Origin of the sequence: Streptomyces sp. NPDC051569 (assembly GCF_044454085.1) — a bacterium.
GTDB lineage: Bacteria > Actinomycetota > Actinomycetes > Streptomycetales > Streptomycetaceae > Streptomyces.
The window spans coordinates 436,437-458,650 of record NZ_JBITDJ010000002.1 but is presented as its reverse complement, the minus strand read 5'-3'; the positions used below and the strand labels follow the sequence as shown (position 1 = coordinate 458,650).

Annotated in this window: 13 protein-coding genes; 4 read left to right on the top strand and 9 right to left on the bottom strand. The window is 71.7% G+C overall.

All coding sequences use genetic code 11. The annotated features are described in order from the left end of the window. Positions 1 to 127 precede the first annotated feature (127 nt). Complete coding sequence (locus tag ACIBAE_RS05020) at positions 128 to 1,090, top strand: GNAT family N-acetyltransferase (protein WP_399282399.1); 963 nt, start codon at positions 128 to 130, stop codon at positions 1,088 to 1,090. Beyond that, the gene (locus ACIBAE_RS05015; protein ID WP_399282398.1) at positions 1,087 to 1,878 is read left to right on the top strand and encodes a sugar phosphate isomerase/epimerase family protein; all 792 of its coding nucleotides are present in this window, start codon (positions 1,087 to 1,089) and stop codon (positions 1,876 to 1,878) included. The genes ACIBAE_RS05020 and ACIBAE_RS05015 overlap by 4 nt, the downstream gene beginning before the upstream one ends. 17 nt (positions 1,879 to 1,895) lie before the next feature. On the opposite strand, the gene ACIBAE_RS05010 is transcribed toward ACIBAE_RS05015, so the two are convergent. After that, positions 1,896 to 2,987 carry an EamA family transporter gene (locus ACIBAE_RS05010; protein WP_399282397.1) on the bottom strand — a complete coding sequence of 364 codons (1,092 nt, stop codon included), beginning with the start codon at positions 2,985 to 2,987 and terminating at the stop codon, positions 1,896 to 1,898. A 127-nt stretch (positions 2,988 to 3,114) separates the two neighbouring features. Between ACIBAE_RS05010 and ACIBAE_RS05005 the strand changes: the two genes are divergently transcribed. Then, the gene (locus ACIBAE_RS05005) at positions 3,115 to 4,023 is read left to right on the top strand and encodes a LysR substrate-binding domain-containing protein (protein WP_399282396.1); all 909 of its coding nucleotides are present in this window, start codon (positions 3,115 to 3,117) and stop codon (positions 4,021 to 4,023) included. A gap of 408 nt (positions 4,024 to 4,431) precedes the next feature. Then, a complete protein-coding gene (locus ACIBAE_RS05000) occupies positions 4,432 to 6,126 on the top strand; it encodes a glycoside hydrolase family 3 protein (protein ID WP_399282395.1) in 1,695 nt (564 codons plus the stop codon). A gap of 62 nt (positions 6,127 to 6,188) precedes the next feature. Here ACIBAE_RS05000 and ACIBAE_RS04995 read toward each other — a convergent pair whose 3' ends face one another. The 8 genes from ACIBAE_RS04995 to pstA form a co-directional block, all read right to left on the bottom strand. Beyond that, a complete protein-coding gene (locus ACIBAE_RS04995; RefSeq protein ID WP_399282394.1) occupies positions 6,189 to 7,622 on the bottom strand; it encodes an aminopeptidase in 1,434 nt (477 codons plus the stop codon). A 199-nt stretch (positions 7,623 to 7,821) separates the two neighbouring features. Beyond that, positions 7,822 to 11,640 carry an ABC transporter ATP-binding protein gene (locus ACIBAE_RS04990; protein WP_399282393.1) on the bottom strand — a complete coding sequence of 1,273 codons (3,819 nt, stop codon included), beginning with the start codon at positions 11,638 to 11,640 and terminating at the stop codon, positions 7,822 to 7,824. Between the two features lie 103 nt (positions 11,641 to 11,743). Then, entirely contained in the window at positions 11,744 to 12,508 is a 765-nt protein-coding gene (locus tag ACIBAE_RS04985) for a phosphate ABC transporter ATP-binding protein (protein WP_399282575.1), read from the bottom strand. 271 nt (positions 12,509 to 12,779) lie between these two features. Beyond that, a complete protein-coding gene (locus ACIBAE_RS04980) occupies positions 12,780 to 13,760 on the bottom strand; it encodes a sortase (protein ID WP_399282392.1) in 981 nt (326 codons plus the stop codon). A gap of 125 nt (positions 13,761 to 13,885) precedes the next feature. Next, complete coding sequence (locus ACIBAE_RS04975; RefSeq protein ID WP_399282391.1) at positions 13,886 to 16,132, bottom strand: Ig-like domain repeat protein; 2,247 nt, start codon at positions 16,130 to 16,132, stop codon at positions 13,886 to 13,888. Positions 16,133 to 16,390: 258 nt separating this feature from the next. Then, positions 16,391 to 19,138: a hypothetical protein gene (locus ACIBAE_RS04970; protein WP_399282390.1), complete on the bottom strand. Its 2,748-nt coding sequence runs from the start codon at positions 19,136 to 19,138 to the stop codon at positions 16,391 to 16,393. After that, positions 19,135 to 20,919, bottom strand: a complete 1,785-nt coding sequence (locus tag ACIBAE_RS04965; protein WP_399282389.1) for a phosphate ABC transporter substrate-binding protein PstS — start codon at positions 20,917 to 20,919, stop codon at positions 19,135 to 19,137. The genes ACIBAE_RS04970 and ACIBAE_RS04965 overlap by 4 nt, the downstream gene beginning before the upstream one ends. Continuing rightward, complete coding sequence (gene pstA / locus ACIBAE_RS04960; RefSeq protein ID WP_399282388.1) at positions 20,919 to 22,211, bottom strand: phosphate ABC transporter permease PstA; 1,293 nt, start codon at positions 22,209 to 22,211, stop codon at positions 20,919 to 20,921. The genes ACIBAE_RS04965 and pstA overlap by 1 nt, the downstream gene beginning before the upstream one ends. Positions 22,212 to 22,214 lie beyond the last annotated feature (3 nt).

Genomic DNA, 22,214 nt, shown 5'->3' with positions numbered 1-22,214 from the left:
GACGCCCGGCGGGCCGGCCGTGGCGGATCCTGGACAGATCCTTGCCGCCCCTCGACGCCCCGACCTACCTTTGACTCAGTCAAGAAAAAGGTCCGGGGTCAGTCAAGGAAAAATCCGGGGGTGGAGCATGGCCGTCCACGAAATCCGCTCGTTCAACCGCTTCTACACGAACCTCATCGGCGCGCTCGACCACGGCAAGCACCTCCACACGCCGTACACCCTCACCGAGTCGCGGGTGCTGTACGAGCTGGCTCACGCGCCGCGCACCGACGCCGCCGATCTGCGGGTCGAGCTGTCCCTCGACGCCGGATATCTGAGCAGACTGCTCACCAAGTTCGAACGCGAGGGGCTGGTCGGGCGCGCACCGTCCGAGGAGGACGCGCGCCGGCAGCGGATAACGCTCACCCCGCGGGGACGGGAGGCCGCCACGCTGCTCGACGAACGGTCGCGGGAGGCCGTGGGCTCGCTGCTCGACCGGGTGGAGCCCGAGGAGTGGCCGAGGCTCACGGAGGCGATGCGCACGGTGCGGGAGATCCTCGGCGCCGAACGTCCAGGGACGCCGCATCCCGCCGGCCCTGTGCTGCGCGGCCCCGCCCCCGGCGAGCTCGGCTGGATCGTTCAGCGCCACGGCGCCGTGTATGCCGCCGAATACGGCTGGAACACCGAATTCGAGGGTCTCGTGGCCGGGATCGTCGCGGACTTCGCACAGGCACACGATCCCCGGCTGGAGCGGGTCTGGATCGCCGAGCTGGACGGAAGACCGGTGGGCTCCGTGATGTGTGTACGGGACGACGCGCCGCACATACGGGAGGACCCGCCGCACACCGCCAGGCTGCGCCTGCTGCTCGTCGAGCCGGGGGCCCGGGGACACGGCCTCGGGGAGCGGCTGATCGGCACGGTGGTGGATTTCGCGCGCGAGGCGGGGTACGGGGAACTGATGCTGTGGACCAATGACGTCCTCGCCGCCGCCCGCGTCCTCTACCGGCGCGCCGGATTCACCCTCGTCGCCGAGAACCCGCACCGCTCCTACGGCGCGGAGCTGGTCGGCCAGGACTGGCGGCTCCCCCTTCAGGAAGGAACAGTCCGATGAAATTCGCCTTCTCGACCCTCGGAGTGCCGGGCCTGCCCATCTCCGAGGTCGTCGAGCTCGCCTCCGCGACCGGATACCAGGGGGTGGAGCTGCGGGCCCACCCCGAGGAGCCCGTCCATCCAGGGATCGGGGTGGGCGAACGGGCCTCGGTGGTGGACGACTTCAAGCGCGCCGGTATCGAGATCCTGACGGTCGCCGGGTACGCACGGGTCGCCGACCCGGACATCGACGAGGAGCGGCTGCGCCAAGACCTGGACGAACTGCTGCGGCTGGCCCGGGATCTGGGGGCTTCGTTCATCCGCGTCTTCCCGGGCGGCGGCGACCAGGATCAGGCCACCGCCGACGCGACGGCGGCGCGACGGCTCGGAGCGGCGGCCGAGGTCGCCGCGGACTTCGGCGTACGGATCCTGCTGGAGACCCATGATTCGCACCGCACGGGCACGGACGCCGCCCGGGTGCTGGGTCCCGTCGGCCATCCGCAGGTGGGGGCGCTGTGGGATGTGATGCACACCTGGTTGGGCGGGGAGGATCCGGCGACCACCCATGCGGTACTCGCTCCGCACCTCGGCTACGTCCAGGTGAAGGACATCGCTTCGGCGCACGACACGACACCGCTGGCCCTGGGCTCGGGAGCGCTGCCGCTGGCCCGGTGCCTCGCGCTGCTGGACGACGACAGCTGGGTGTGCTGGGAGTACGAGAAGCGCTGGTACCCGCGGGCGGCCGAACTGCCGGGGCAGTTGGAGGCAGGCCGGGGGTACTTGGAGGGCCTGATCGCGGCGGGGCGGTGACCGCGCGACCGTCGGGGTCACGGGCGCGGCGGAAGCGCGGCTGAGTCGGGCGGTCCGGTGGCCGGGAGCGCGTGGGGCGGCTCCGGGGTCGTGACGGAGGGTATCGGGGCCGGCGAGGCCGGGGTGAGGGGACTTGAGGTCGGGGGAGCGGGCATCAGGGGAGCGGGCGCCAGGGGAAAAGGCGTCAGGGGAAAAGGTGTCAGGGGCGCCGCGACGTGGGAGGTCGGGAGCGGGAGGGCCGGAGTGGGACGCGCCCCGCCACGGGACATCGAGGTCAGTGCCACTCCCCCGACCAGCAGCGCCGCCGCGCAGCAGCGCGGCACGCTGACCGATTCGCCGAGCAACAGGGCCGCGGACGACATCCCGAAGACCGGTACGAGCAGCGAGAACGGCGCGACGGAGGAGGCGGGGTAGCGCCGCAGCAGGAAGCCCCAGGCACCGAAGCCGAAGACGGTCGAGACCCAGGCGACGTAGAAAATGACCCCGGCACCGGTGCCGTCCAGCGCGCGCAGGGCTGCCAGGTCGGCGTCCAGGCCCTCGGTCAGCAGGGAGAGGCCGAGCAGGGGCAGCACGGGAACGACCGAGACCCACACCATGAAGTTCAGCGCGTCCGGCGGGGACGCCTTGCGGGTGAGAACGTTGGAGACTCCCCAGCAGGCCGCCGCGGCGATGACCAGCGTGAAGGCGATCAGCGGCCCCGACGCCCCCTCGTCGGCCGCCGCGACCGCGATCCCGGTGAGAGCGACGGCCATGCCCAGCAGCCCGCGAGCGCCCGGCCGTTCACCAAGGGCGACAGCGGCGAACAAGGCCGTGAAGACCGCCTGGATCTGGAGGACCAGGGACGACAGGCCCGCCGTCATTCCCCGGTCCATGCCGATGAAGAGCAGGCCGAACTTGGCCACTCCCAGCGTCAGCCCGACCCCGGCCACCCACGTCCAGGCGACCTTGGGCCGGCCGACGAAGAAGACCGCGGGCAGTGCCGCCGCGAGGAAGCGCAGCGCGGAGAAGAGCAGGGGCGGGAAGTGGCCGAGCCCGACCTCGACGACGACGAAGTTCACTCCCCAGACGGCGGTGACCAGAACGGCGAGTGCCTTGTGTGTGGTGCGCATGGAGAGAGGATCGCCGGGGCCAACCATGAAGCACCAGCGCGGATTTCTTCACTGTGGAATTGAGCGTTGCTTACGATTCGCGCGTACGCCCGACTACGCGTACGACCGACCGCAGGAGAAGCGAACCATGCTCGATCTGTCCCGGCTGCGCGCGCTGCACGCCGTCTCCGTTCACGGCTCCGTCGCCGCCGCGGCCGCCGCGCTCGGCTACACCCCCTCCGCCGTGTCGCAGCAGATCACCAAGTTGGAGCGGGAAACCCGGACAACCCTGCTGGAGCGCCGTGGCCGGGGAGTGGCGCTCACCGACGAAGCGCGGCATCTCGCCACCACCGCCGAGGAGTTGCTCGCCATCGTCGAGCGCGCCGAGACCACCCTGGAGGAGCGCCGGGGGCAGCCGACGGGCCGGCTTGTCGTCGGCGCCTTCGCCTCCTCGGCCCGTGGCCTGCTCCCCGGCGTGCTGGCCGAACTGGCGCGGCGTCACCCCACCCTCGACGTCCGGCTCCGGGAGGTCGACCCGCATCTCTCGATCGATCTGGTGGCCCGGGGCGTGCTCGACCTGGCGGTCGCCCATGACTGGGACATCGCACCGCTGCCCGCGCCCGAAGGCGTCGAGCAGGCGGTGATCGGGGATGACCTGTGCGACGTCCTCGTCCCGGCGGATCATCCGCTGGCGGCGCGGTCCGTCGTGAGCCGGGCCGATCTGCCGGGGCAGCGCTGGATATGCCAGCCACCCGGCACGGTCTGCCACGACTGGCTGGTGCGCACGCTGCGCGCGGCCGGCTGCGAGCCTGATCTCGCCCACCAGGCCGAGGAGAACCACACGCAGTTGGCGCTGGTGGCGGCCGGGCTGGGCATCGCCATGATCCCGCGCCTGGGCCGTGGTCCGCTGCCGGAGGGGGTGCGGGCGGTCGCGCTGGAACCGGTGCCGGTGCGCCGGTTGTACGCGCTGTGGCGTACGGGCGCGGCGCGGCGCCCCGCGGTCACGGCGGCGGTGGAGACGCTGCGGCGGCACTGGCCGGAAGTCGCCGCCCGCTGACCCGCTGGTGCCGTTCCCGGCAAGCTCTGCCCCGTCGCGCGACCACTGCCGGTCGCGACTCCGGGTCGCCCGGGCGGCGCACCTGGGGTCCCTCCCGTCACATCCTCATCCGTCCACCAGTCAGCGGCGCACCCCTTGACTGGCAGTTACTTTCCAGATATCCGTGAACTCCTGGAAGTTTCCTTCACTTCCTCGCAGCGCACGGCCGGAAGGAGCACAGTGCAGGACAGGTCCATCTCACGACGCACCCTTCTCACCGCGACAGCCGTAGCAGCGGCAGCTGTCGCCGCGACGTCGGTGCCCTCGACCGCCGCCCCCGTACGCCCGGGACACGCCCCGGCACGGCACCCTGATCACCATCCTGACCAGCTTCACCACCGCGCTCGCCTCCGCCGGACCCTCTCGCGGATGAGCCTGGAGGAGAAGGTCGGCCAGCTCTTCGTCGCGCGCGTGTACGGGCATTCCGCCACCGCCCCCGACCAGGCCGACATCGACGCCAACCTCACCGCCCTCGGCGTCCGCACGGCCGCCGAGCTGATCGCCGCCTACCACGTCGGCGGCATCATCTACTTCGCCACGTCGCACAACACCCGCGATCCCCATCAGATCGCCGATCTCTCCAACGGCATCCAGAAGGCGGGGCTGGCCCAGGACACCCCCGTCCCCCTGCTGATCGCCACCGACCAGGAGCACGGCATCGTCGCCCGGGTCGGCAAGCCCGCCACGCTGCTGCCGGGTGCCATGGCGCTCGGTGCCTCCCGCTCGACGTCCGACGTCCGCGAAGCCGCCCGGATCGCCGGTACCGAGCTGGCCGCCATCGGCATCAACCAGAACTACGCGCCGGACGCGGACGTCAACGTCAATCCCGCCAACCCCGTCATCGGCATCCGCTCCTTCGGCGCCGATCCGCAGGCGGTGGCCGGCATGGTCGCGGCCCAGGTCACGGGGTATCAGAGCGCTGGGATCGCGACCGCCGCCAAGCACTTCCCGGGCCATGGCGACACCACCGACGACAGTCACTTCGCCCTGCCCACCATCCGCCACACCCGGGAGCAGTGGACGGAGCTGGACGCGCCGCCGTTCAAGGCCGCGATCGCCGCCGGTATCACCTCGATCATGACCGCGCACATCGTCGTCCCGGCCCTCGACGCGAGCGAGGACCCGGCGACCCTCTCGCACCCCATCGTCACCGGTGTGCTGCGCGAACAGCTCGGCTACGACGGGGTCGTGATCACCGACTCCCTCGCCATGGAGGGGGTGCGGCAGAAGTACGGCGACGACCGGGTGCCCGTCCTCGCGCTCAAGGCGGGCGTCGACCAGCTGCTCGACCCGCCGGATCTCCCCCTCGCCTGGAACGCCGTCCTCGCGGCGGTCAGGGGCGGCGAGATCAGCGAGGAGCGCATCGACGGGTCCGTCCTTCGCATCCTCGAACTGAAGGACAGGATCGGCCTGTTCAACGATCCGTACGTCTCACCGGACGAAGTGGACCGTACGGTCGGCATCCCGGAGCATCTGGCCGCCGCGGACCGGATCGCCGACGGGACCACCACTCTGCTCGTCAACGAGGGCGGACTGCTGCCCCTGAATCGTCGGCGGGAGAAGGATCTGCTGGTCGTGGGCGCGGACCCGGCCTCACCCTCCGGGACGACAGGGCCGCCGACCCACGTCCTCGCGACGGCGCTGACCGAGCTGGGTTTCACGGCCACCGCCCTGTCCACCGGTACGGCTCCGACCGCCGCGCAGATCGACGCGGCGGTGGCGGCGGCCCGGGGCAAGGACGCGGTCCTCGTCGCCACGTACAACGTCTCGGCCGACGACTCGCAGCGCACGCTGGTCGGCGCGCTGGCCGCGACCGGGGTGCCGGTCGTCACGATCGCCGTCCGCAACCCGTACGACGTCGCGCGGCTGTCCGGCGTCCCGGCGGGCGCGGGCGGACGGTCGGCCTCCGTGGCCACGTACTCCTGGACCGATGTCGAACTGCGTGCCGCGGCGCGGGTGATCGCGGGCCGGGTCAGGCCCATGGGCCGGCTGCCCGTGCCCGTACAGCGCGCGGACGATCCGGCGCAGGTGCTGTACCCGATCGGCCACGGCCTGACGTACTGACACGTTGTGGGTGGTGCCCGCCTTTCCTCCTCACGGGCGGGCACCACCCACAGCGGCCGGGGTTACGGCCTCAGGGCCTGCTCCCGGCCCAGGCTCCGCTTGTCGAGCCGGGAGTCGAACGGCGCCAGCGGCTCCGCCTTCGCCTCGTCCCGCCGTACGGCGGCCGGAGCGACGCCCGCCCAGTCCAGGATCCTCGCCGTGGCCTTCGCCGACTGCTCCGGGCTGAGAGCCGCGACATCGGCTCCGTGGTTGGCACCGGGCGCGACGTACACATAGCTGTCACGCGCGCCGAGTCCGAGGCGGAAGGGCTCGGCGCCCCAGGGGTCGTTCTCGCCGTACACGAAGAGCATCTGGTTCGCGTGGTGACGGACCCAGCTGTCGACGTCCGGCATCTCCAGGGGGTTGAACCTCATCGGGATGTCACGCGGCACGAAGTTGCGCGGCGGCTGGTAGCCGTAGCGGCTCAGCTTGCCCAGATGCGGCTGCTTGATGTCGGGCGACCCCAGCTCGGTGCCCGCCTGGTAGTAGTACGGCGTGTACGCCTCCAGGCCCTGGTCCGTGTACGCCGAGAAGCCGGAGATCGCGTCGATGGTCCGGTAGATCTCCTGGTCGGAGGCGGTGGCCGGCGGGATGCTGGCGCAGTCCGCGAGCCGGCTGTACTGCCAGAAGGCCCAGACGAAGTCGAGCACCACGGCCTCGTACGCCTTGTCGAGCGTGCCGACCGTGTCGAACGTCGCGCCGTCGGCGTCCGCCTGCTCCTTGTACGTCTTCTCCAGCGGCTCGCGCCGGATCAGGGCCTCGCGCTGCACGGCGTTGAGTTTGTCGCGGCATTCCTTGGTGCCGACGCGCTCGAAGAACCGGTCGTACGCCGAGTCCTCCCTGTTGAGCACGTCGTTGGGCGCGACGTACGCGACGACGCCGTCCATGTCGCCGGGGTAGAAGCGCTCGAAGTAGGTGGCGGTCATGCCGCCCTTGGAGGCGCCCGTGGCGAGCCACTTCCCGGCGTAGATCCGCTTCAGCGCGGTGAAGATCCGGTGCTGGTCACTGGCCGCCTGCCAGATGTCCAGCGTCGACCAGTCGGCCGGCTGGGGGCGGGACGGGGTGAAGAAGCGGTACTCCATCGAGACCTGGTTGCCGTCGACGATCCGGGTCGGCTCGCTGCGGCTGGGGCTGGTGGAGACGATGTAGCCACCGGTGAAGAAGACCGTGGGCCGGCTGGTGTCCTTGTGCAGCAGCGTGACGCGCTGCTGGAAGGTGCCCTTGGCGGGGTGACGGTGGTCGACCGGCTGGGTGTAGCTGAGGACGAAGTAGCGGTAGCCGTCGTACGGCTTCTCCTGGATCAGGCTCATCCCCGGGATCGCGAGGATGCGGTCCTTGATGTCGGTGGTGGCGGTCTCCTGACCCGCACCCCGGTCGGCGGCGGTTGCCGCACCGGCCGTGGCCACGGTGCCTATGACCAGCACGAGCGACAACAGCCATCTCAACGCCTTGCGCATGTACGCTCCCTGTGTTCATGACAGACGCCGTGAACCTAACGCGCGCACCACCCGCTCCACCATCCCCAACGCCTGTGGGGTGAAGCTTCCGCCGTCCACCACCGGACGGCCACCGCTACCGGTACCGCCACTCGGGGTACGGGTCACCTCCACACCCACGCGCACCCGTCCGCCCTCGCGCCGGAACCCGCACCGGCCCTCACACCGTGGCCGTCTCCTCCTCGCCGATGAAGCTGCGCCACAACCGGGCGTACCTGCCGTCCAGCGCCAGCAGTTCGTCGTGCGTGCCGTCCTCCACGACCCGGCCGTGGTCCATGACGACCACCCGGTCGGCGCGCGCCGCCGTGGTCAGCCGGTGTGCGACCACCAGGGTGGTCCGGCGGCCCGTGAGCCGGTCGGTGGCCTGGTTGACCAGGGCCTCGCTCGCCAGGTCCAGGGCCGCGGTCGCCTCGTCGAGCAGCAGCACGTCCGGGTCGACCAGTTCGGCGCGGGCCAGCGCGATCAGCTGGCGCTGGCCGGCGGAGAGGTTACGGCCGCGCTCGGCGACCTCGTGCAGATACCCGCCGTCGAGCGTCGCGATCATCTCGTGGGCGCCGACCGCGCGGGCCGCGGCCTCCACCTCGGCGTCACTCGCCTCGCGACGCCCGTACGCGATGGCGTCACGGACCGTCCCGACGAAGAGGTACGCCTCCTGCGGGACGACTCCGAGCCGGTGCCGGTACGCCGTCAGATCCAGGTCACGCAGGTCCGTGCCGTCCGCGGTGACCCGGCCGCCGGTCGGGTCGTAGAACCGGGCGACCAGCTTGACCAGCGTGGACTTGCCGGCGCCGGTCTCACCGACGAAGGCGACGGTCTGGCCGGCCGGAATCCGCAGGTTCACCCCGGTGAGCGCGGTCTCCTCCTTGAGCTCGCCGTCCTCACCGCCGTAGGCGAAGTCCACCTGCTCGAAGGCGATCTCGCCGCGCAGCGACAGGACGTCCAGCGGCGCCTTCGGCGCGGCCGTCGAGGTCGGCTCGCGCAGCAGTTCCTGGATGCGGCCGAGGGAGACGGTGGCCTGCTGGTACCCGTCGAAGACCTGCGAGAGCTGCTGCACGGGTGCGAAGAACAGGTCGATGTAGAGGAGGTACGCGACCAGCGCGCCGGTCGTCAGGGTCCCGGCCTCCACCCGCCCCGCCCCGACGATCAGTACGGTCGCCGCGGCCACCGAGGACAGCAGCTGGACGAAGGGGAAGTAGACCGAGATCAGCCACTGGCCACGGACCCGGGCGGCGCGGTAGTGGTCGCTGCGGGCGGCGAAGCGGGCGGCGCCGTCCTTCTCGCGCCGGAACGCCTGGACGATCCGCAGCCCGGAGACGGACTCCTGGAGATCGGCGTTGACGACGCTGACGCGCTCGCGGGCCAGTTCGTACGCCTGCACGCTCTTACGCCGGAAGAAGTACGTTCCGATGATCAGCACCGGCAGGGTCGCGAAGACCACCAGCGCCAGCTGTACGTCGATCACCACGAGCACGACGAGGATGCCGAAGAAGGTGACGACGGAGACGAACGCGGTGACGAGCCCCGTCTGGAGGAACGTCGACAGCGCGTCGACGTCCGTCGTCATCCGGGTCATGATGCGGCCGGTCAGCTCACGCTCGTAGTAGTCGAGCCCGAGCCGCTGGAGCTGCGCGAAGATCTTCAGACGCAGTGCGTAGAGAACGCGCTCGCCGGTGCGGCCGGTCTTGCGGGTCTCGCCGATCTGCGCCGCCCACTGGACGACCACGACGAGCAGACCCAGGCCGGCGGCGACCCACACCGCGTTGAGCGCGAGCCGCTCGACGCCCTGGTCGATGCCGTGCCGGATGAGCACCGGCAGCAGCAGCCCCATGCCCGCGTCCACGGCGACCAGCAGCAGGCTGACCGACAGCGCCATGCCGAAGCCGCGCAGCAGCCGGCGCAGCCCGTACGACTCCTCGGCGGCGACGGCGCGCGCCTCGTCCACGCCGGGCGTGTCGACGGCCGGCGGGAGGGCATCGACCTGGGCGAGCAGTTCGGGGGTGGCACCGGCGGCCGTGTCGTCGTCCGTGGCCGCTTCGTCGCGTACCCACAGGGCGGGGGTGACGCCGCGCTCCGCGTCGAACTCGGCGTCGATCTCCTCCTGGAGGGAGCGGTCGTCCGCCAGGGACCCGGTCATCGTCCCGACCGGGGAACCGGCCTCGGAGCCGTCCGGACCGGCCTCCGGTCCCTCCGGACCCGCCGGTGAACCGGCGGCGGCCGAGGCGGCGGCCGGTGTGCCGGAGGGCGCCACGTCTCCCAGCGCGTCCGGGTCGGTCAGCAGCCGCCGGTACAGGGCGGACCGCTCCTCCAGTTCCTCGTGCGTGCCGATGTCGGCGAGCCGTCCGCCGTCCAGTACGGCGATCCGGTCGGCCAGGCCCAGGGTGGAGCGGCGGTGGGCGATGAGCAGGGTCGTACGCCCGGCCATCACCCCGCGCAGCGCCTCATGGATCTCGTGCTCGACGCGCGCGTCCACGGCGGAGGTGGCGTCGTCGAGGAGGAGCAGCCGGGGGTCGGTGAGGATCGCCCGCGCGAGGGCGATGCGCTGGCGCTGCCCACCGGAGAGGGTGAGGCCCTGCTCGCCGACCTTGGTGTCGTAGCCGGCCGGGAGTTCACTGATGAAGCCGTGGGCCTGGGCGGCACGGGTGGCCCGGAGGATCTCCTCCTCGGAGGCGTCAGGCTTTCCGTAGGCGACATTGGCGCGGACGGTGTCGGAGAAGAGGAAGCTGTCTTCCGGTACCAGCCCGATGGCGGCCCGCAGCGAGTCCAGGGTCAGCTCTCGGACATCATGGCCGCCGACCAGGACCGCGCCGTGCGACACGTCGTAGAAGCGGGGCAGCAGCAGCGAGACGGTGGACTTGCCGCTGCCGGAGGAGCCGACGACGGCGACGGTCTCGCCGGCCCGCATCTCCAGCGAGAAGCCGTCGAGAACGGGCCGGCCGTCGGCGTACCCGAAGGTCACGTCGTCGAACTCGACGGTCGCCTCGGCGTCGGCGGGCAGCTCCTTCGTGCCGTCCCGGAGGGTCGGTTCCGTGTCGATGAGCTCCAGTACGCGTTCCACGCCGGCCCGCGCCTGCTGGCCGACCGTCAGCACCATCGCGAGCATCCGGACCGGTCCGACCAGCTGGGCCAGATAGGTGGAGAAGGCGACGAACGTGCCCAGGGTGATCTCGCCACGGGTGGCCAGCCAGCCGCCGAGCGCCAGCATCGCGACCTGGCCGAGGGCCGGTACGGCCTGGAGGGCGGGCGTGTAGCGCGCGTTGAGCTTGATGGTCCGCAGCCGGCCCGCGAACAGCTTGCGGCTGACCTCGCGGAGCTTCCCCGTCTCCTGATCCTCCTGCCCGAAGCCCTTGACGACGCGCACGCCGGAGACGGCGCCGTCCACGACCCCGGCGACGGCGGCGGCCTGCGACTGGGCGTACCAGGTGGCGGGGTGCAGCCGGGTACGGCTGCGGACGGCGATGAACCAGAGGGCGGGGGCGACCGCTAGGGCCACCAGCGTCAGGGGCAGCGACAGCCACGCCATGATCGCCAGGGAGATCAGGAACAGCAGCACATTGCCGATGGTCATCGGCAGCATGAAAAGGAGCGACTGCACCAGCTGAAGGTCGCTGGTCGCCCGGCCGATGACCTGTCCGGTGGACAGCTTGTCCTGCCGGCGCCCGTCGAGGCGGGCGATCGTCTCGTACATGTCGGTACGGAGATCGTGCTGGACGTCGAGCGCGAGCCGCCCGCCGTAGTAGCGGCGGATGTACGTCGTGGCGTAGACGACGACCGCGGCGAGGATCAGCAGGCCGGTCCAGACGGCGAGCGAGCGCCGGCCGTCACCTATGACGTCGTCGATGACGACCTTGGTGATCAGCGGAACGAGCGCCATCACCGCCATCCCGGCGAGCGAGGAGCCGAGCGCGAGCGTCACATTGCGCCGGTAACGCCACGCGTACCCGGCGAGCCGCCGTGCCCAGCCCTGTTCTGCCACCGCCACCGAGATGCCTTCCGATCGTCCTGAACCGCCGGAAAGCACCAACACGAGCGGCCCGGGATTTCATCCCGCCGCAACAAATGGGCGCGCGAGCGCGCCGCGCCCGTCAGCCGAAGCGGCCGTTGACGTAGTCGGCGGTACGCGAATCCTGCGGGTTGCCGAACATGGCCTCGGTGGGGCCGTGCTCCACGATGCCGCCGGGGGTGCCCTGCGAGGCGAGGAAGAAGGCGGTGTTCTGCGAGACGCGGGCCGCCTGCTGCATGTTGTGGGTCACGATCACGACCGTGACCTCGCTGGCGAGGTCCTGGATGGTCTCCTCGACGTGCCGCGTGGAGGTCGGGTCCAGGGCTGAGCAGGGCTCGTCCATCAGCAGGACGCGGGGGCGGATGGCGAGCGAGCGGGCGATGCACAGCCGCTGCTGCTGGCCGCCGGAGAGCGCGCCGCCGGGCTGCCGGAGGCGGTCGCGGACCTCCTTCCACAGGCTCGCGCGGCTGAGGCATTCCTCGACGAGTTCGTCCTTCTCCCGGCGGGAGGCACGCTTTCCGGTGAGCTTGAGGCCCGCCAGCACGTTGTCGTAGATGGACATCGCCGGGAACGGGTTGGGCTTCTGGAAGACCATGCCGATGTGGCGGCGGGCCTCGGTGAGCCGCCGTCCGGGCGCGTAGATGTCCTCGCCGTCGAGCAGCACCTCGCCGCCCATGGCGGCGCCGGGGATCATCTCGTGCATCCGGTTGAGGGTGCGCAGGAAGGTCGACTTGCCGCAGCCCGAGGGGCCGATGAGGGCGGTGACCTGACCGGCGGGCATGGTCAGGGACACCCGGTCCAGGACCTTGTGGGTGCCGAACCAGGCGGAGACGGCGCGGGCGTCCAGGGCGGCGGGCCCTGGCCCGTCCTGCTCAGGGATCCGGGGAAGGCTGATGGTGGTCTCGACGGCGGTAGCGGTGGCGGTGGCGTTCACGGCGGGGGCACCTCGGGGCGGGACGGAGGGACGGGACGGAGGGGCGGTACGGAGGGGCGGTACGGACGGGCCGCGGAGGACGGAGGGACTGCGGAGGGACGGGAGCCGAACAGGTGCTGGTGAGAGCAGGTGCTGGTCGGAACAGGTGCCGGTCGGAACAGGTGCCGGTCGGAACAGGTGCCGGTCAGAGCAGGTTCGGCAGGAGCATGGTGACCTGGTCGGCGACCTGGAATCCCACGGCGGCGGTGACCGGGAGGAAGACGATCCAGGTCTGGTGGCGGCCCCAGCGGTGCCACGCCCAGACCGCGGCGACGGCGACGGCGAGCAGCGCCTGGAGCCAGAGCACCAGCTCCCACGGGGTGGCGCTTGACGTGCCCATCGGCTGCTCGTCCTCGGGGAGTGAGCCGGGACGGATGACGGCGGTGGGGGTGTCGGCGGTCTTGGACACCAGGTCGGCGTCGACCCGCAGCACACCACCGGGCAGGTAGGAGGCGCCGACGGCGGTGACGAGGACCAGTCGGCCGCCGGCCGCGGCGGGCGGCGGGGGCGAGGGGTCCCCGGCCCGGCGGGGGCCCAGCACCCGGTAGGTGTGGCGGCCCTGGCCGGTGGTCACGGAGAACTTCGTGCCGGGGGTGAGGTCGCGCAGTTCGCCGAAGGGTCCGCCGTACGCGGCGGCGCGGCCCATCAGCACGCTGGTGCCGGCCTGTCCGGGCAGGGGCGTGTCCCGGCGGTGACCGGGACCGTCGGCGAGGATGTCGGAGGCGGTGCCTTCGAAGACCACCTCGCGCAGGTGCAGCGCCGGGATCTCCAGCAGGGCGACGGGCGTGCCCGGGGCGAGGAGCCGGCCCTGCTGGTCGGTCTGGCCGACGGACGCGATGCCCTCCGCGAGGCCGGCGCGCAGCGCGTCGAATCCGGCCTGCTGCGCGGAGCGGTGCTGCAGGCCGCTGACCAGTACGAGGTTGGTGACGAGTCCCAGCAGCAGGACGGCCAGGGCGAGCAGGGCGCCGCGTGCGATCTGGCGGACAGCAGTCGGTGGTGGCGTCTTCCCGGTCTCCGGGGCGGGCCCGGGCCCGGCGGTGGTCGGGGGCGGAGCGGGACGGGTGGCGGTTTCCGGCGTCTCGGCGCGGGCCGCTGCCTGCGGCGGGGTCTGGACGGTAACCGTCACGGCGGCCGGCCTCCTGGGGCGTGCGCGGGTGGGGTGAGTCTGGATGACGGACGAGCTGGTCGGGTGGGACCTGGTGGGGCGCCCGGCCGCGGCGGGCGCTGTGCCCGCCGCGGCCGGGACCGGGATCACTTGGAGGTGATGACGAAGTTCTTGCCGGTGCCCGCGTTCACGGTGCCGCTGCCGACGTAGACCAGGTGCAGGGTGTGCTTGCCCTTGGCGAGCTTCGGCAGGGTGATGGTGACCTTGCCGTTCTTGAGGGTGGCGGTCCCGATGACCTTCTTGCCCTCAAGGATCCGCACGGTGCCGGTGGGGACGGTGCCGGTCGCGGTGACGGTGGCCGTCACCTTGGCGCGGGCGGAGGGCTTGACCGTGGTCGGGGCGCTGCTCTTGAGGCTCGCCGTGGCCTTGGTGACCGTGACCTTGACGGCGACCGAGGAGGCGTTGTGCCGGGTGTCGCCGCCGAAGGACACGGAGAAGGTGTGCGTGCCGACGGAGAGCGAGGCCGGCAGGGCGACGGAGACCTTGCCGGACTTGTCCAGCGTGCCCGTGCCCCGGGAGGTCTTGCCTTCCAGGACGGTGACCTTGCCGGTCGGGACGGCCTTGCCGGTCACCGCGACGTTGATCTTCCGCGCGGTGCCGTAGGCGACCTTCGCCGGGGAGGCGGTCGCGGCCGTCTTCGACGCGGCCTTGGTGACCGTGAGCTTGACCGTGGCGGCGGAGGCGTTCAGCTTGGTGTCGCCGCCGTAGGACACGGTCAGGGTGTGCGTGCCGACGGAGAGCGAGGCCGGCAGGGCGACGGAGACCTTGCCGGACTTGTCCAGCGTGCCCGTGCCCAGGGTGGTCGCGCCCTCGGTGACGGTGGCCTTGCCGGTCGGGACGGAAGCGCCGGTCACGGTGACGCCGACCGTGCGCGCGGTGCCGTAGGCGACCGACGCCGGGGAGGCGGTGGCGGTCGTCTTCGACGCGGTCTTCACGACCGCCGCGTCGGTGACGGTGCCCGTGACGGTCTTGGCGGGGCCGCCGCCGACCAGGTTCGCGGCGTAGACCTCGGCGGTGTACTTGCCGGCGGGCAGGTCGATGGTCAGCGAGGTGGCCGGGGCCTTGATGTCCTTGCTGTACGCGAGGGCGCCGGCGGCGTTCGTGACCAGGACCCGGTAGTCGGTCACCGGGAGGGCGGTCGCGAACGGCGCGGTCCAGGAGAGCTTCAGCTGACGGGCGGCCGGGGCCGTCGCGGTCAGGGAGCCCACGGCTTCGGGCTTGGTCAGGGTGTAGCTGCCCTCAAGACCGCCGTACTTCGCGTGGTTCTGCGGGTCGATGGAGCCGTTGTAGGGCTCGTTGAGGAAGCCGTACCGGGCGATGGTGTTCTGCGCGGCGGCGGAGGCCATGGCCGGCTTGTGCGCGCCCTCGGTGACGAAGAGGTCGTACAGACCCTTGTCGAAGAAGGCGCTGGAGGTCTCGACCGCCCGGCTCGGGACGACGTTGTAGACGTCGCGGCCGAAGGTGGAGTCGTTGTAGTACGCCTCGACCGGGGCGAGCTTGTCGCCGATCGTGGTGACCGGGGAGACCGGGGCGCTGGAGTTCTTCAGCGTGAGGGCGCCGACGAAGGCACCGCCCTCGGCCGCCTTGGAGCTGCGGTCGGGAGCGACGTTGTTGATCTGCGCGACCCAGCTGGCGACGGAGAACGGGATGAGGTCGCCGTCCTGCTGGATGACGCCGTCGGCCTTGTTCTCCTCGACCACGTGGTCGGCGGGGATCTGAACGGACGCGTCGGCGACACCGAGGGCGTTCAGGAAGAACTTGCGCGTACCGGAGCTGGCCTGCGGGATGAACGGGTGGACCGGCTTGCCGCCGATCGTGGTGACGGCTCCGGAGTAGATCTCCTTGAGCTGTTCCGGGGTGAGGTTCTTGAGGTGGTCGCCCTTGGCGACGTAACCCACGGCGTCACGGCCGAACGGGATGTAGACGAGGGTCTCGCCCGAGACGCTCGGACCGCCGGAGGAGCGGGCGAAGTCGACCTGGCCGGCCATGAGGGCGCCGTCCTTGCCCTTGACGGGGTCCGGGTCGCCGGAGAGGGCTGCGCTGAGGGCCTTCGTACCCGCGCCCGAGCCGTTGGGCCGGCTGAACTCCGGTCCGTTCGCGCGGGACTTGATCAGGGCCGAGCCCGTCGCGTCGTAGGACGCCACGTTCGGGAGGACGGTGTCGGCGAGGCCGCCCAGCACGTCCTGCGTGGTGTCGGAACCGACACCGACGTAGGTGCCGAAGGTGCCGGTCGCCGGGTCGGCGGCGGCGGGGCCCGCGACGGCGATGGTGCCGGCCGCTATCGCGGCCGTGATGATCGCTGCGAGCGCGGCGGTGGGACGCTTGGTGCCCATGTGTCTGTCTCCAAATCGGGGACCGATGTGACGTGTACGGGACTGCGGTGGCATGTCAGGTGATGCGTCAGGCGGTTCATCAGGGGACGTGTCAGGTGATGCGTCAGGTGGTTCGGGCCTGCCCGGGCCGGCCGGGGGGCCGGTCTGGCAGGGTTGTGCTCACCGTCCGCCCCGACTTGCACTCGGGGCGGACGGCGGTCCTTGGTGGCGGAGCGGTCCGGCCGGCCCGCCGGTGTCCGGCGGGCCGGGCGGCTCCGCTCAGCGCCGGGGCAGCCGCAGCGCGCGCAGCCGGGCCGGGATCGTCAGCCTCGGTATGAGCGTGATGACGCGTCCGCCGGGCAGGGTGACCCGCAGGGGAAGCCTCTCGCCTCCCGCGAAGGGCGCGGCCACGGCGGCGAGCAGGCCCAGCGCGGCTCCGAGCGGCACCGCGTAGCGCAGGGCTGCGGCCGGGTCTCCCGGCGTGATGCCGCCCGCGGCGACCTGGACGGCCGTGTCGGCCGGGCCCTTGCCGGGCGCCGCGGAACCGCCCGGCGTGCCGCCGGGGGTGGCGCCGGGGTCTCCCGGTGCGCCCGTCGCGCCGTCCGTGTCTCCGGTGCCGGGCGCCCCTCCGGGTCCGCCGAGTGCGCCGTCGGCGCCCCCGGTGCCGGTCCCCTGGCCGCCGTCGGATCCGCCGGAGGTACCGCCCGTACCGCCGTCACCGTCCTCGCCCTTGGCGGGCTTCCAGTCGACCAGCTCCGTGGCGGCCTTCCGGGCCTCGGCGCGGAACTCGGCCGGTAGCGGCGCGTATCCGAACGGCAGCGCGCCCGGAGAGGTACCGGTGGTCTGGCCCGCGCCCACCGCGTACCGCAGGAGCGCGGCGTACTGGCGCCGTGCGTCGCTCTTGAGCTTGGCCGGACGGGCCGCGCCGTACACCACCATGGTCAGCGGGTAGGCGCCCTTCACCTTGGCGGTGGGGTCGACCTGGCGGACGCCGTCCTTGACCGGCGCCTTGGTGGCCGCGTTCAGCAGCGCGGCGCTGGTCGGGGCGGTGAACTCACCGGCGGCGTTGAGCAGTCGCGCGGTCTGGAGGCCGTAGCGCGCGGCGGACGCGGCGTCCGTGACGGTCAGCATGAAGCGCTGGCCGGCGATCTGCGGGCCCGGGCTCTTCCAGACCGGAGGAGTGGCCAGCGCGTCCCAGGTGGACTTCCACAGCTGGTCGGCGCGGCGCGTGCGCAGCGCGCCCGCGCGGAGGTTGTCGACGTACGGGTGGAAGTCCGTCATCGTCTGCTCGACATCGGCGTCGGTGCCCGGCGGGATGGCGCTCCACTTGTCGCTCTTCGGGAAGTCGTCGCGGTCCGGGGTGAAGGGGACCCCGTTCGGGTTGAGATCCGCGTTGGTGCTGAAGTACGGGTTGACCCGCATGCCCCACTCGTCGGGCACACCCGCCAGGAACTGGCGGGTCTTCGGGTCCGTCAGCACCCAGTTCCAGATCTGCGCGGCGGCGTCGGTGTGGCCCAGCGCGGTGATCAGATCCGTGTCGGTGCTCGGGTTCGAGGCGACCGTCAGGTCGGCGAACTCCGGGTTGTGCTTGACGAACTCGGGGTCGGTGACCAGCCCGGTCGGGTTGGTCAGCGCCCAGCTGTACCCCTCGGCCGCGACAAGTTTGGAGACGCCGTTCACATACTCGGTGCGGACCGCGCTCCAGGGAGAGTTGCGGTAGGACTCGGTGAGCAGTTTCGCGACCATGCGCGGGGTGAGGTCCAGCGACTGGACCCGGGTGCCGGCGCGCGTCTTGACGTCGGCGGGCGCGCCCGAGCGCGGCTGGCGCTCGATGCTGAAGCCGATCACCGCGCCGGAGAGCACGGTCGGCGCGTAGGTGAGCGTGTCGCCGGGCTTGGTGGCGCCGGTGACCGGACGGGACGTGAAGACGAGGCTGTCGCCGGTGTCCGCGAGCCGGTTACGCGCCTCGGGGTCGCCGACCGTGGTGTAGCCGTACACCGTTCCGGTGGAGCAGAGGGCGGACTGCCAGCTGCTCATGGCGTCGGACACCAGCTCGCTGCCGGTGGTGTCGCGCTCCTCCGCGCCCATCGCGCAGCCGGCCCCGACCGGGTTGAAGTCGAGCTTGACGGCGATGCGGTTGCGCCAGTTGGTGGAGGAGACCGGGGATCCCGCGTTGACCTGGGTGGTGTCCTGGTACGGCTCACCGTCGAGGTTGAGGTGTCCCTGCGGGACGATGACCAACCAGCAGGAGCGGCCGGTGACGGTGCCGTCGGGGTGCTTGAGCGGGGCTCCGCAGCCCAGGTGCGGAGCCTCGTTCTTGGTCTGCGCCTCGAAGAATTCCTGGCCGGTGCCGTCGGAACCGGTACGGCCGAAGGGGACCTCGTTGGTGGTGTTGTAGCTGAACAGCGGGTTGTTCTGGGTGTCGCTGGTGATCAGCGTGCCGTCGACCGCCTTGAAGGGGACCTCGCCCCGGCCGTACGGCCGTCCGGCTCCGTACTCCTTGTCCTGGCGGTAGCTGGTGGGGTCGGCGCTGTAGAAGATCTGCCGGGTGTCGTCGTACCCGTTGCCGGGCCACGTGCCCCGGCCGGTGATCGGCGAGGCGCCGAACTGGCACTGGGTGCGCGGCGGCCCCGGGTTCTCCGGGACGGAGCGGTCGTCGTCGCCCCAGCACTGCATGATCTGGACGAAGTCGGTGTCGAACAGCCCGCCGGCGACCGTGGTGGGGGTGCCACCGGTCCAGGTCACCTTGATCGCCTGGCTGGCCAGGTCGCGGGTCTGGCTGACGGTGAACTTCATGTTCTTGAACTCGCCCCGGCCGGAGACCGTGACGGCGGAGGACTGGGCCGCCACCGGCTCGGAGGGCGGCAGGACGACCGTGGCGGTCTGGGCGAGGACGGCGCCGGCGAGGGCGCCGAGTGCCGTGCCGGTCAGCACCCGCCGGGCCAGCCGGCGCAGCAGGGGCGGGCGGTTCGCGGTGCCCGGGGCGTCCGGGACACGTGAGGCACGTGAGGTACGCGGGGAACTCAACGGGATCCCTCCTTGCGGCGGCCGAGGACGCGGGCCGCGGTGGCGGGTGCGAGGACCAGGGCGAGCACGGTGAGGCCCGCGAGCAGCATCAGGGTCTGGGTTCCGCTCCAGCCGTCCTGGCCGGGGACCGCGACCGGCTGGGCGAGGACGATCTGGCCGTCGCCACCCCCGGTGCCACCGCCGGCGGCGGCGTCGCCGCCCACCGCCCCGGCGCCACCGTCGGCGGACTCGACGGGCAGGCCGGTGTCCGGGTCGACGGCGCCGGACCCGGAGCCGCCGGTGGTGCCCGTACCGCCGGTGGTGCCGGTGGCACCGCCGGTCGCGCCGGACGTACCCGTGCCGCCGCTGCCGGACGTACCGCCGCCCGTGGCGCTGCCGCCGGCGCCGCCGGACGTACCGCCACCAGCGGTGGTGCCGCCACCGTTACCGCCCGTGGTGCCGCCGCCGCTGCCGCCGCCCGTGCCGCCCTTGCCGCCGCCCGGCTTCGCACCGCCGCTGCCGGTGGTGCAGGGCGCGGCGCCCTGCTTGTCGCACGGCTCCGGGTACGGCGCGGTCTTGGCGAGGGTGTTGGTGCCGTCCGTGCTGAAGGTCGGGTTGTGGCAGCCCTTGATGTTGACGTTCTGGGTCTCCACCCCGGGAATGCGGCGGATCTGGTCGAATCCGGCCTGTACCAGGTTGATCGGCAGCGGCGAGTAGCCGAGCTGCGGGGCGTACTGCTGTCCCTGGCACATGAAGTAGTAGGAGAAGGCGCCGAGGGTCTTGCCCTTGGCCTTGGTGAACTGTCCCTGGACGCGCAGCGGCAGGATCACGTACGAGTAGCTGGACAGCGGGTAGTTGCGCTTGTCGCTGTCGGCGTAGACACCGCTGAGGTTCTGGTTCAGGTACTCCGGCGAGTTCTTGTCGGTGTTGATCCTGGCCTTGATCAGCGACACGGCGACGTTGGCCGGGGTCGGCTCGGTGTAGTAGCCGGCGTGGTTGAGCACCTTGGCGACCGGGAAGCCGGCGTTCTTGGCGTACGAGTAGTTGACGTAGCCGATCGCGCCGTCGGCGTAGTCCTGGGCCACGTAACCGGCCACACCGAGGTCACCGGACTGGGCGATCATGCCGGGCGAGGTCGGGTAGTACGAGGTCGAGCCGCAGGCGCCGGCCCGGCCGACCTTGCCGCAGTAGGTGTTCCAGAGCGAGGTGTGCTGCTTGGACATCCACAGGGTGAACTGCGCGCTGGAGCCCGAGCCGTCCGAGCGCACCACCGGCACGATCTTCTTGGCCGGCAGCTTCAGTCCCGGGTTGTCGGCGGCGATCGCCGGATCGGACCACGTGGTGATCGCACCCGTGAAGATCTTGGTGACGTTCGCGCCGGAGAGCCGCAGGTTGGTCACCCGCTGGCCGCTGACCTTCAGGTTGTACATGAACACCGTGCCGCCGGCCACGACCGGCATGTAGGCGTATGAACCGGCTGCCGGCCTCTCGGGCGCGGACCCGTCGGTGGGGTGGGTCTGGAAGGGGATGTCCGAGACCGCGAAGTCCACCGTTCCGTTCAGGAACTGACGGCGCCCGTCGGAGGAGCCGTTCTGGGCGTACTGGATCTCCATGCCGTACTGCTTGACGTTCTTGCGCCACTGGTCAACGGCGTTGAACGCCCACGTCGAGCCGGCTCCGGAGAGCGGCACGTAGCCGTCCGCGGCGGCGGCACGCTGGACGCCGGGACCGAACACCCCGGATACGAGGACGGCGACAAGGGCCGCGAACAGCGCGACCGGGAAGGGTATGCGGCGGGCCATCAGGGGTTCTCTCCAGGCAGCGGTGTACCGGCGGGGGCGAACAGCGAAGGGACCGGGGCGTCCATCTCGTCGAAGCGAGCGACGTCCTGGCGGGAGGCGCGGGCGGCGCGGCGCGTCTGGCGCTTGGTGAGCTGGCCGGGGCCGCGACCACCGATCACCCGGGCGATGGTGAACAGCACGAGGACCAGTGCCATGAGGACCGCGGCGGCGGCGAAGCCACGGGCGATCATCGCGGGCTCGGGGGACTTGACGAAGGTGAAGACGGCCAGCGGCAGCGAGATCATCGGCCCGTCGGTCGGGTCGGCGTTCAGACTCGCGGTGTAACCGGCGGTCAGCAGCACCGGCGAGGTCTCGCCGATACCCCGGGCGGTGCCGAGGATGACCGCGGTGGCCAGGCCCGAGCGCGCGGTGGGCAGGATCACGTGCCACACGGTCCGCCAGCGGGGCGCGCCGAGCGCTTCCGCGGCCTCGGTGAGGTTGCCGGGGACCAGCCGCAGCACGACGTCCGAGGCCCGGATGATGATCGGGAGCATCATCACGCTGATCGCGAGACCCGCCGCGAGGCCGGACTTCGGGAAGTGCAGGATGAGGATCCAGGTCGCGTAGACGAAGAGACCGGCCACGATCGACGGCAGCGCCGTCATCGCCTCGACCACGGTCCGTACGAAGCGGACGAAGCGCCCGCGCATCTGGTTGAGGTAGACCGCGCAGGCGACGCCGAGCGGGATGGTGATCGCCAGCGCGATGGCGATCATGATCACGCTGCCGATCAGGGCGTGCGCGATACCGCCGACGCTGATCGGATCGAGCGGCCCCGCCCGCGTCATGTCCTCGGTGAAGAAGTTGAGGTGCGGCAGGGCGTCCTTCCCCCGCCAGAACGTGTAGACGACGACCATGACGAGGCCGGTGAAGAGCAGCAGGGCCGCGGACCACAGGACCACGGTCATCAGCCGGTCCCGTACGGCGGGACCGTCGTCCTCCAGCCAGGCCAGCAGCGCGTACGCGCCGAGGAAGACCAGGTAGGCGACGACGTAGAAACCGAGGGCTCCGGAGAGCGGGGCCAGCCGCCCGAACAGCAGGACGGCGGTACACAGACCGGTGACGGCGGCGCCCGCGAGGTTCAGCACCTCGCCACGGCTGACGCCGCCGAGGCCGCGCCGCTGCTCCGGAGCGTCGTTCCCGTCCGCCGGGCGAGGGGGCAGAACGGTGGTCGCGGTGGTCGCGGTGGTCGCGGTGGTCGTGGCGGCCGCGGTGGTCGCGGTGGCGCCGGGTTTGTCCAGCAGGACAGTCATCTC

What these genes read in the sequence shown, in the direction of transcription:
- ACIBAE_RS04975 (WP_399282391.1), bottom strand. Translation starts at nt 16,132, where the DNA reads ATGGGCACCAAGCGTCCCACCGCCGCGCTCGCAGCGATCATCACGGCC.
- ACIBAE_RS05005 (WP_399282396.1), top strand. Translation starts at nt 3,115, where the DNA reads ATGCTCGATCTGTCCCGGCTGCGCGCGCTGCACGCCGTCTCCGTTCAC.
- ACIBAE_RS05015 (WP_399282398.1), top strand. Translation starts at nt 1,087, where the DNA reads ATGAAATTCGCCTTCTCGACCCTCGGAGTGCCGGGCCTGCCCATCTCC.
- ACIBAE_RS05010 (WP_399282397.1), bottom strand. Translation starts at nt 2,987, where the DNA reads ATGCGCACCACACACAAGGCACTCGCCGTTCTGGTCACCGCCGTCTGG.
- ACIBAE_RS04965 (WP_399282389.1), bottom strand. Translation starts at nt 20,919, where the DNA reads ATGGCCCGCCGCATACCCTTCCCGGTCGCGCTGTTCGCGGCCCTTGTC.
- ACIBAE_RS05000 (WP_399282395.1), top strand. Translation starts at nt 4,432, where the DNA reads ATGAGCCTGGAGGAGAAGGTCGGCCAGCTCTTCGTCGCGCGCGTGTAC.
- ACIBAE_RS05020 (WP_399282399.1), top strand. Translation starts at nt 128, where the DNA reads ATGGCCGTCCACGAAATCCGCTCGTTCAACCGCTTCTACACGAACCTC.
- pstA (WP_399282388.1), bottom strand. Translation starts at nt 22,211, where the DNA reads ATGACTGTCCTGCTGGACAAACCCGGCGCCACCGCGACCACCGCGGCC.
- ACIBAE_RS04995 (WP_399282394.1), bottom strand. Translation starts at nt 7,622, where the DNA reads ATGCGCAAGGCGTTGAGATGGCTGTTGTCGCTCGTGCTGGTCATAGGC.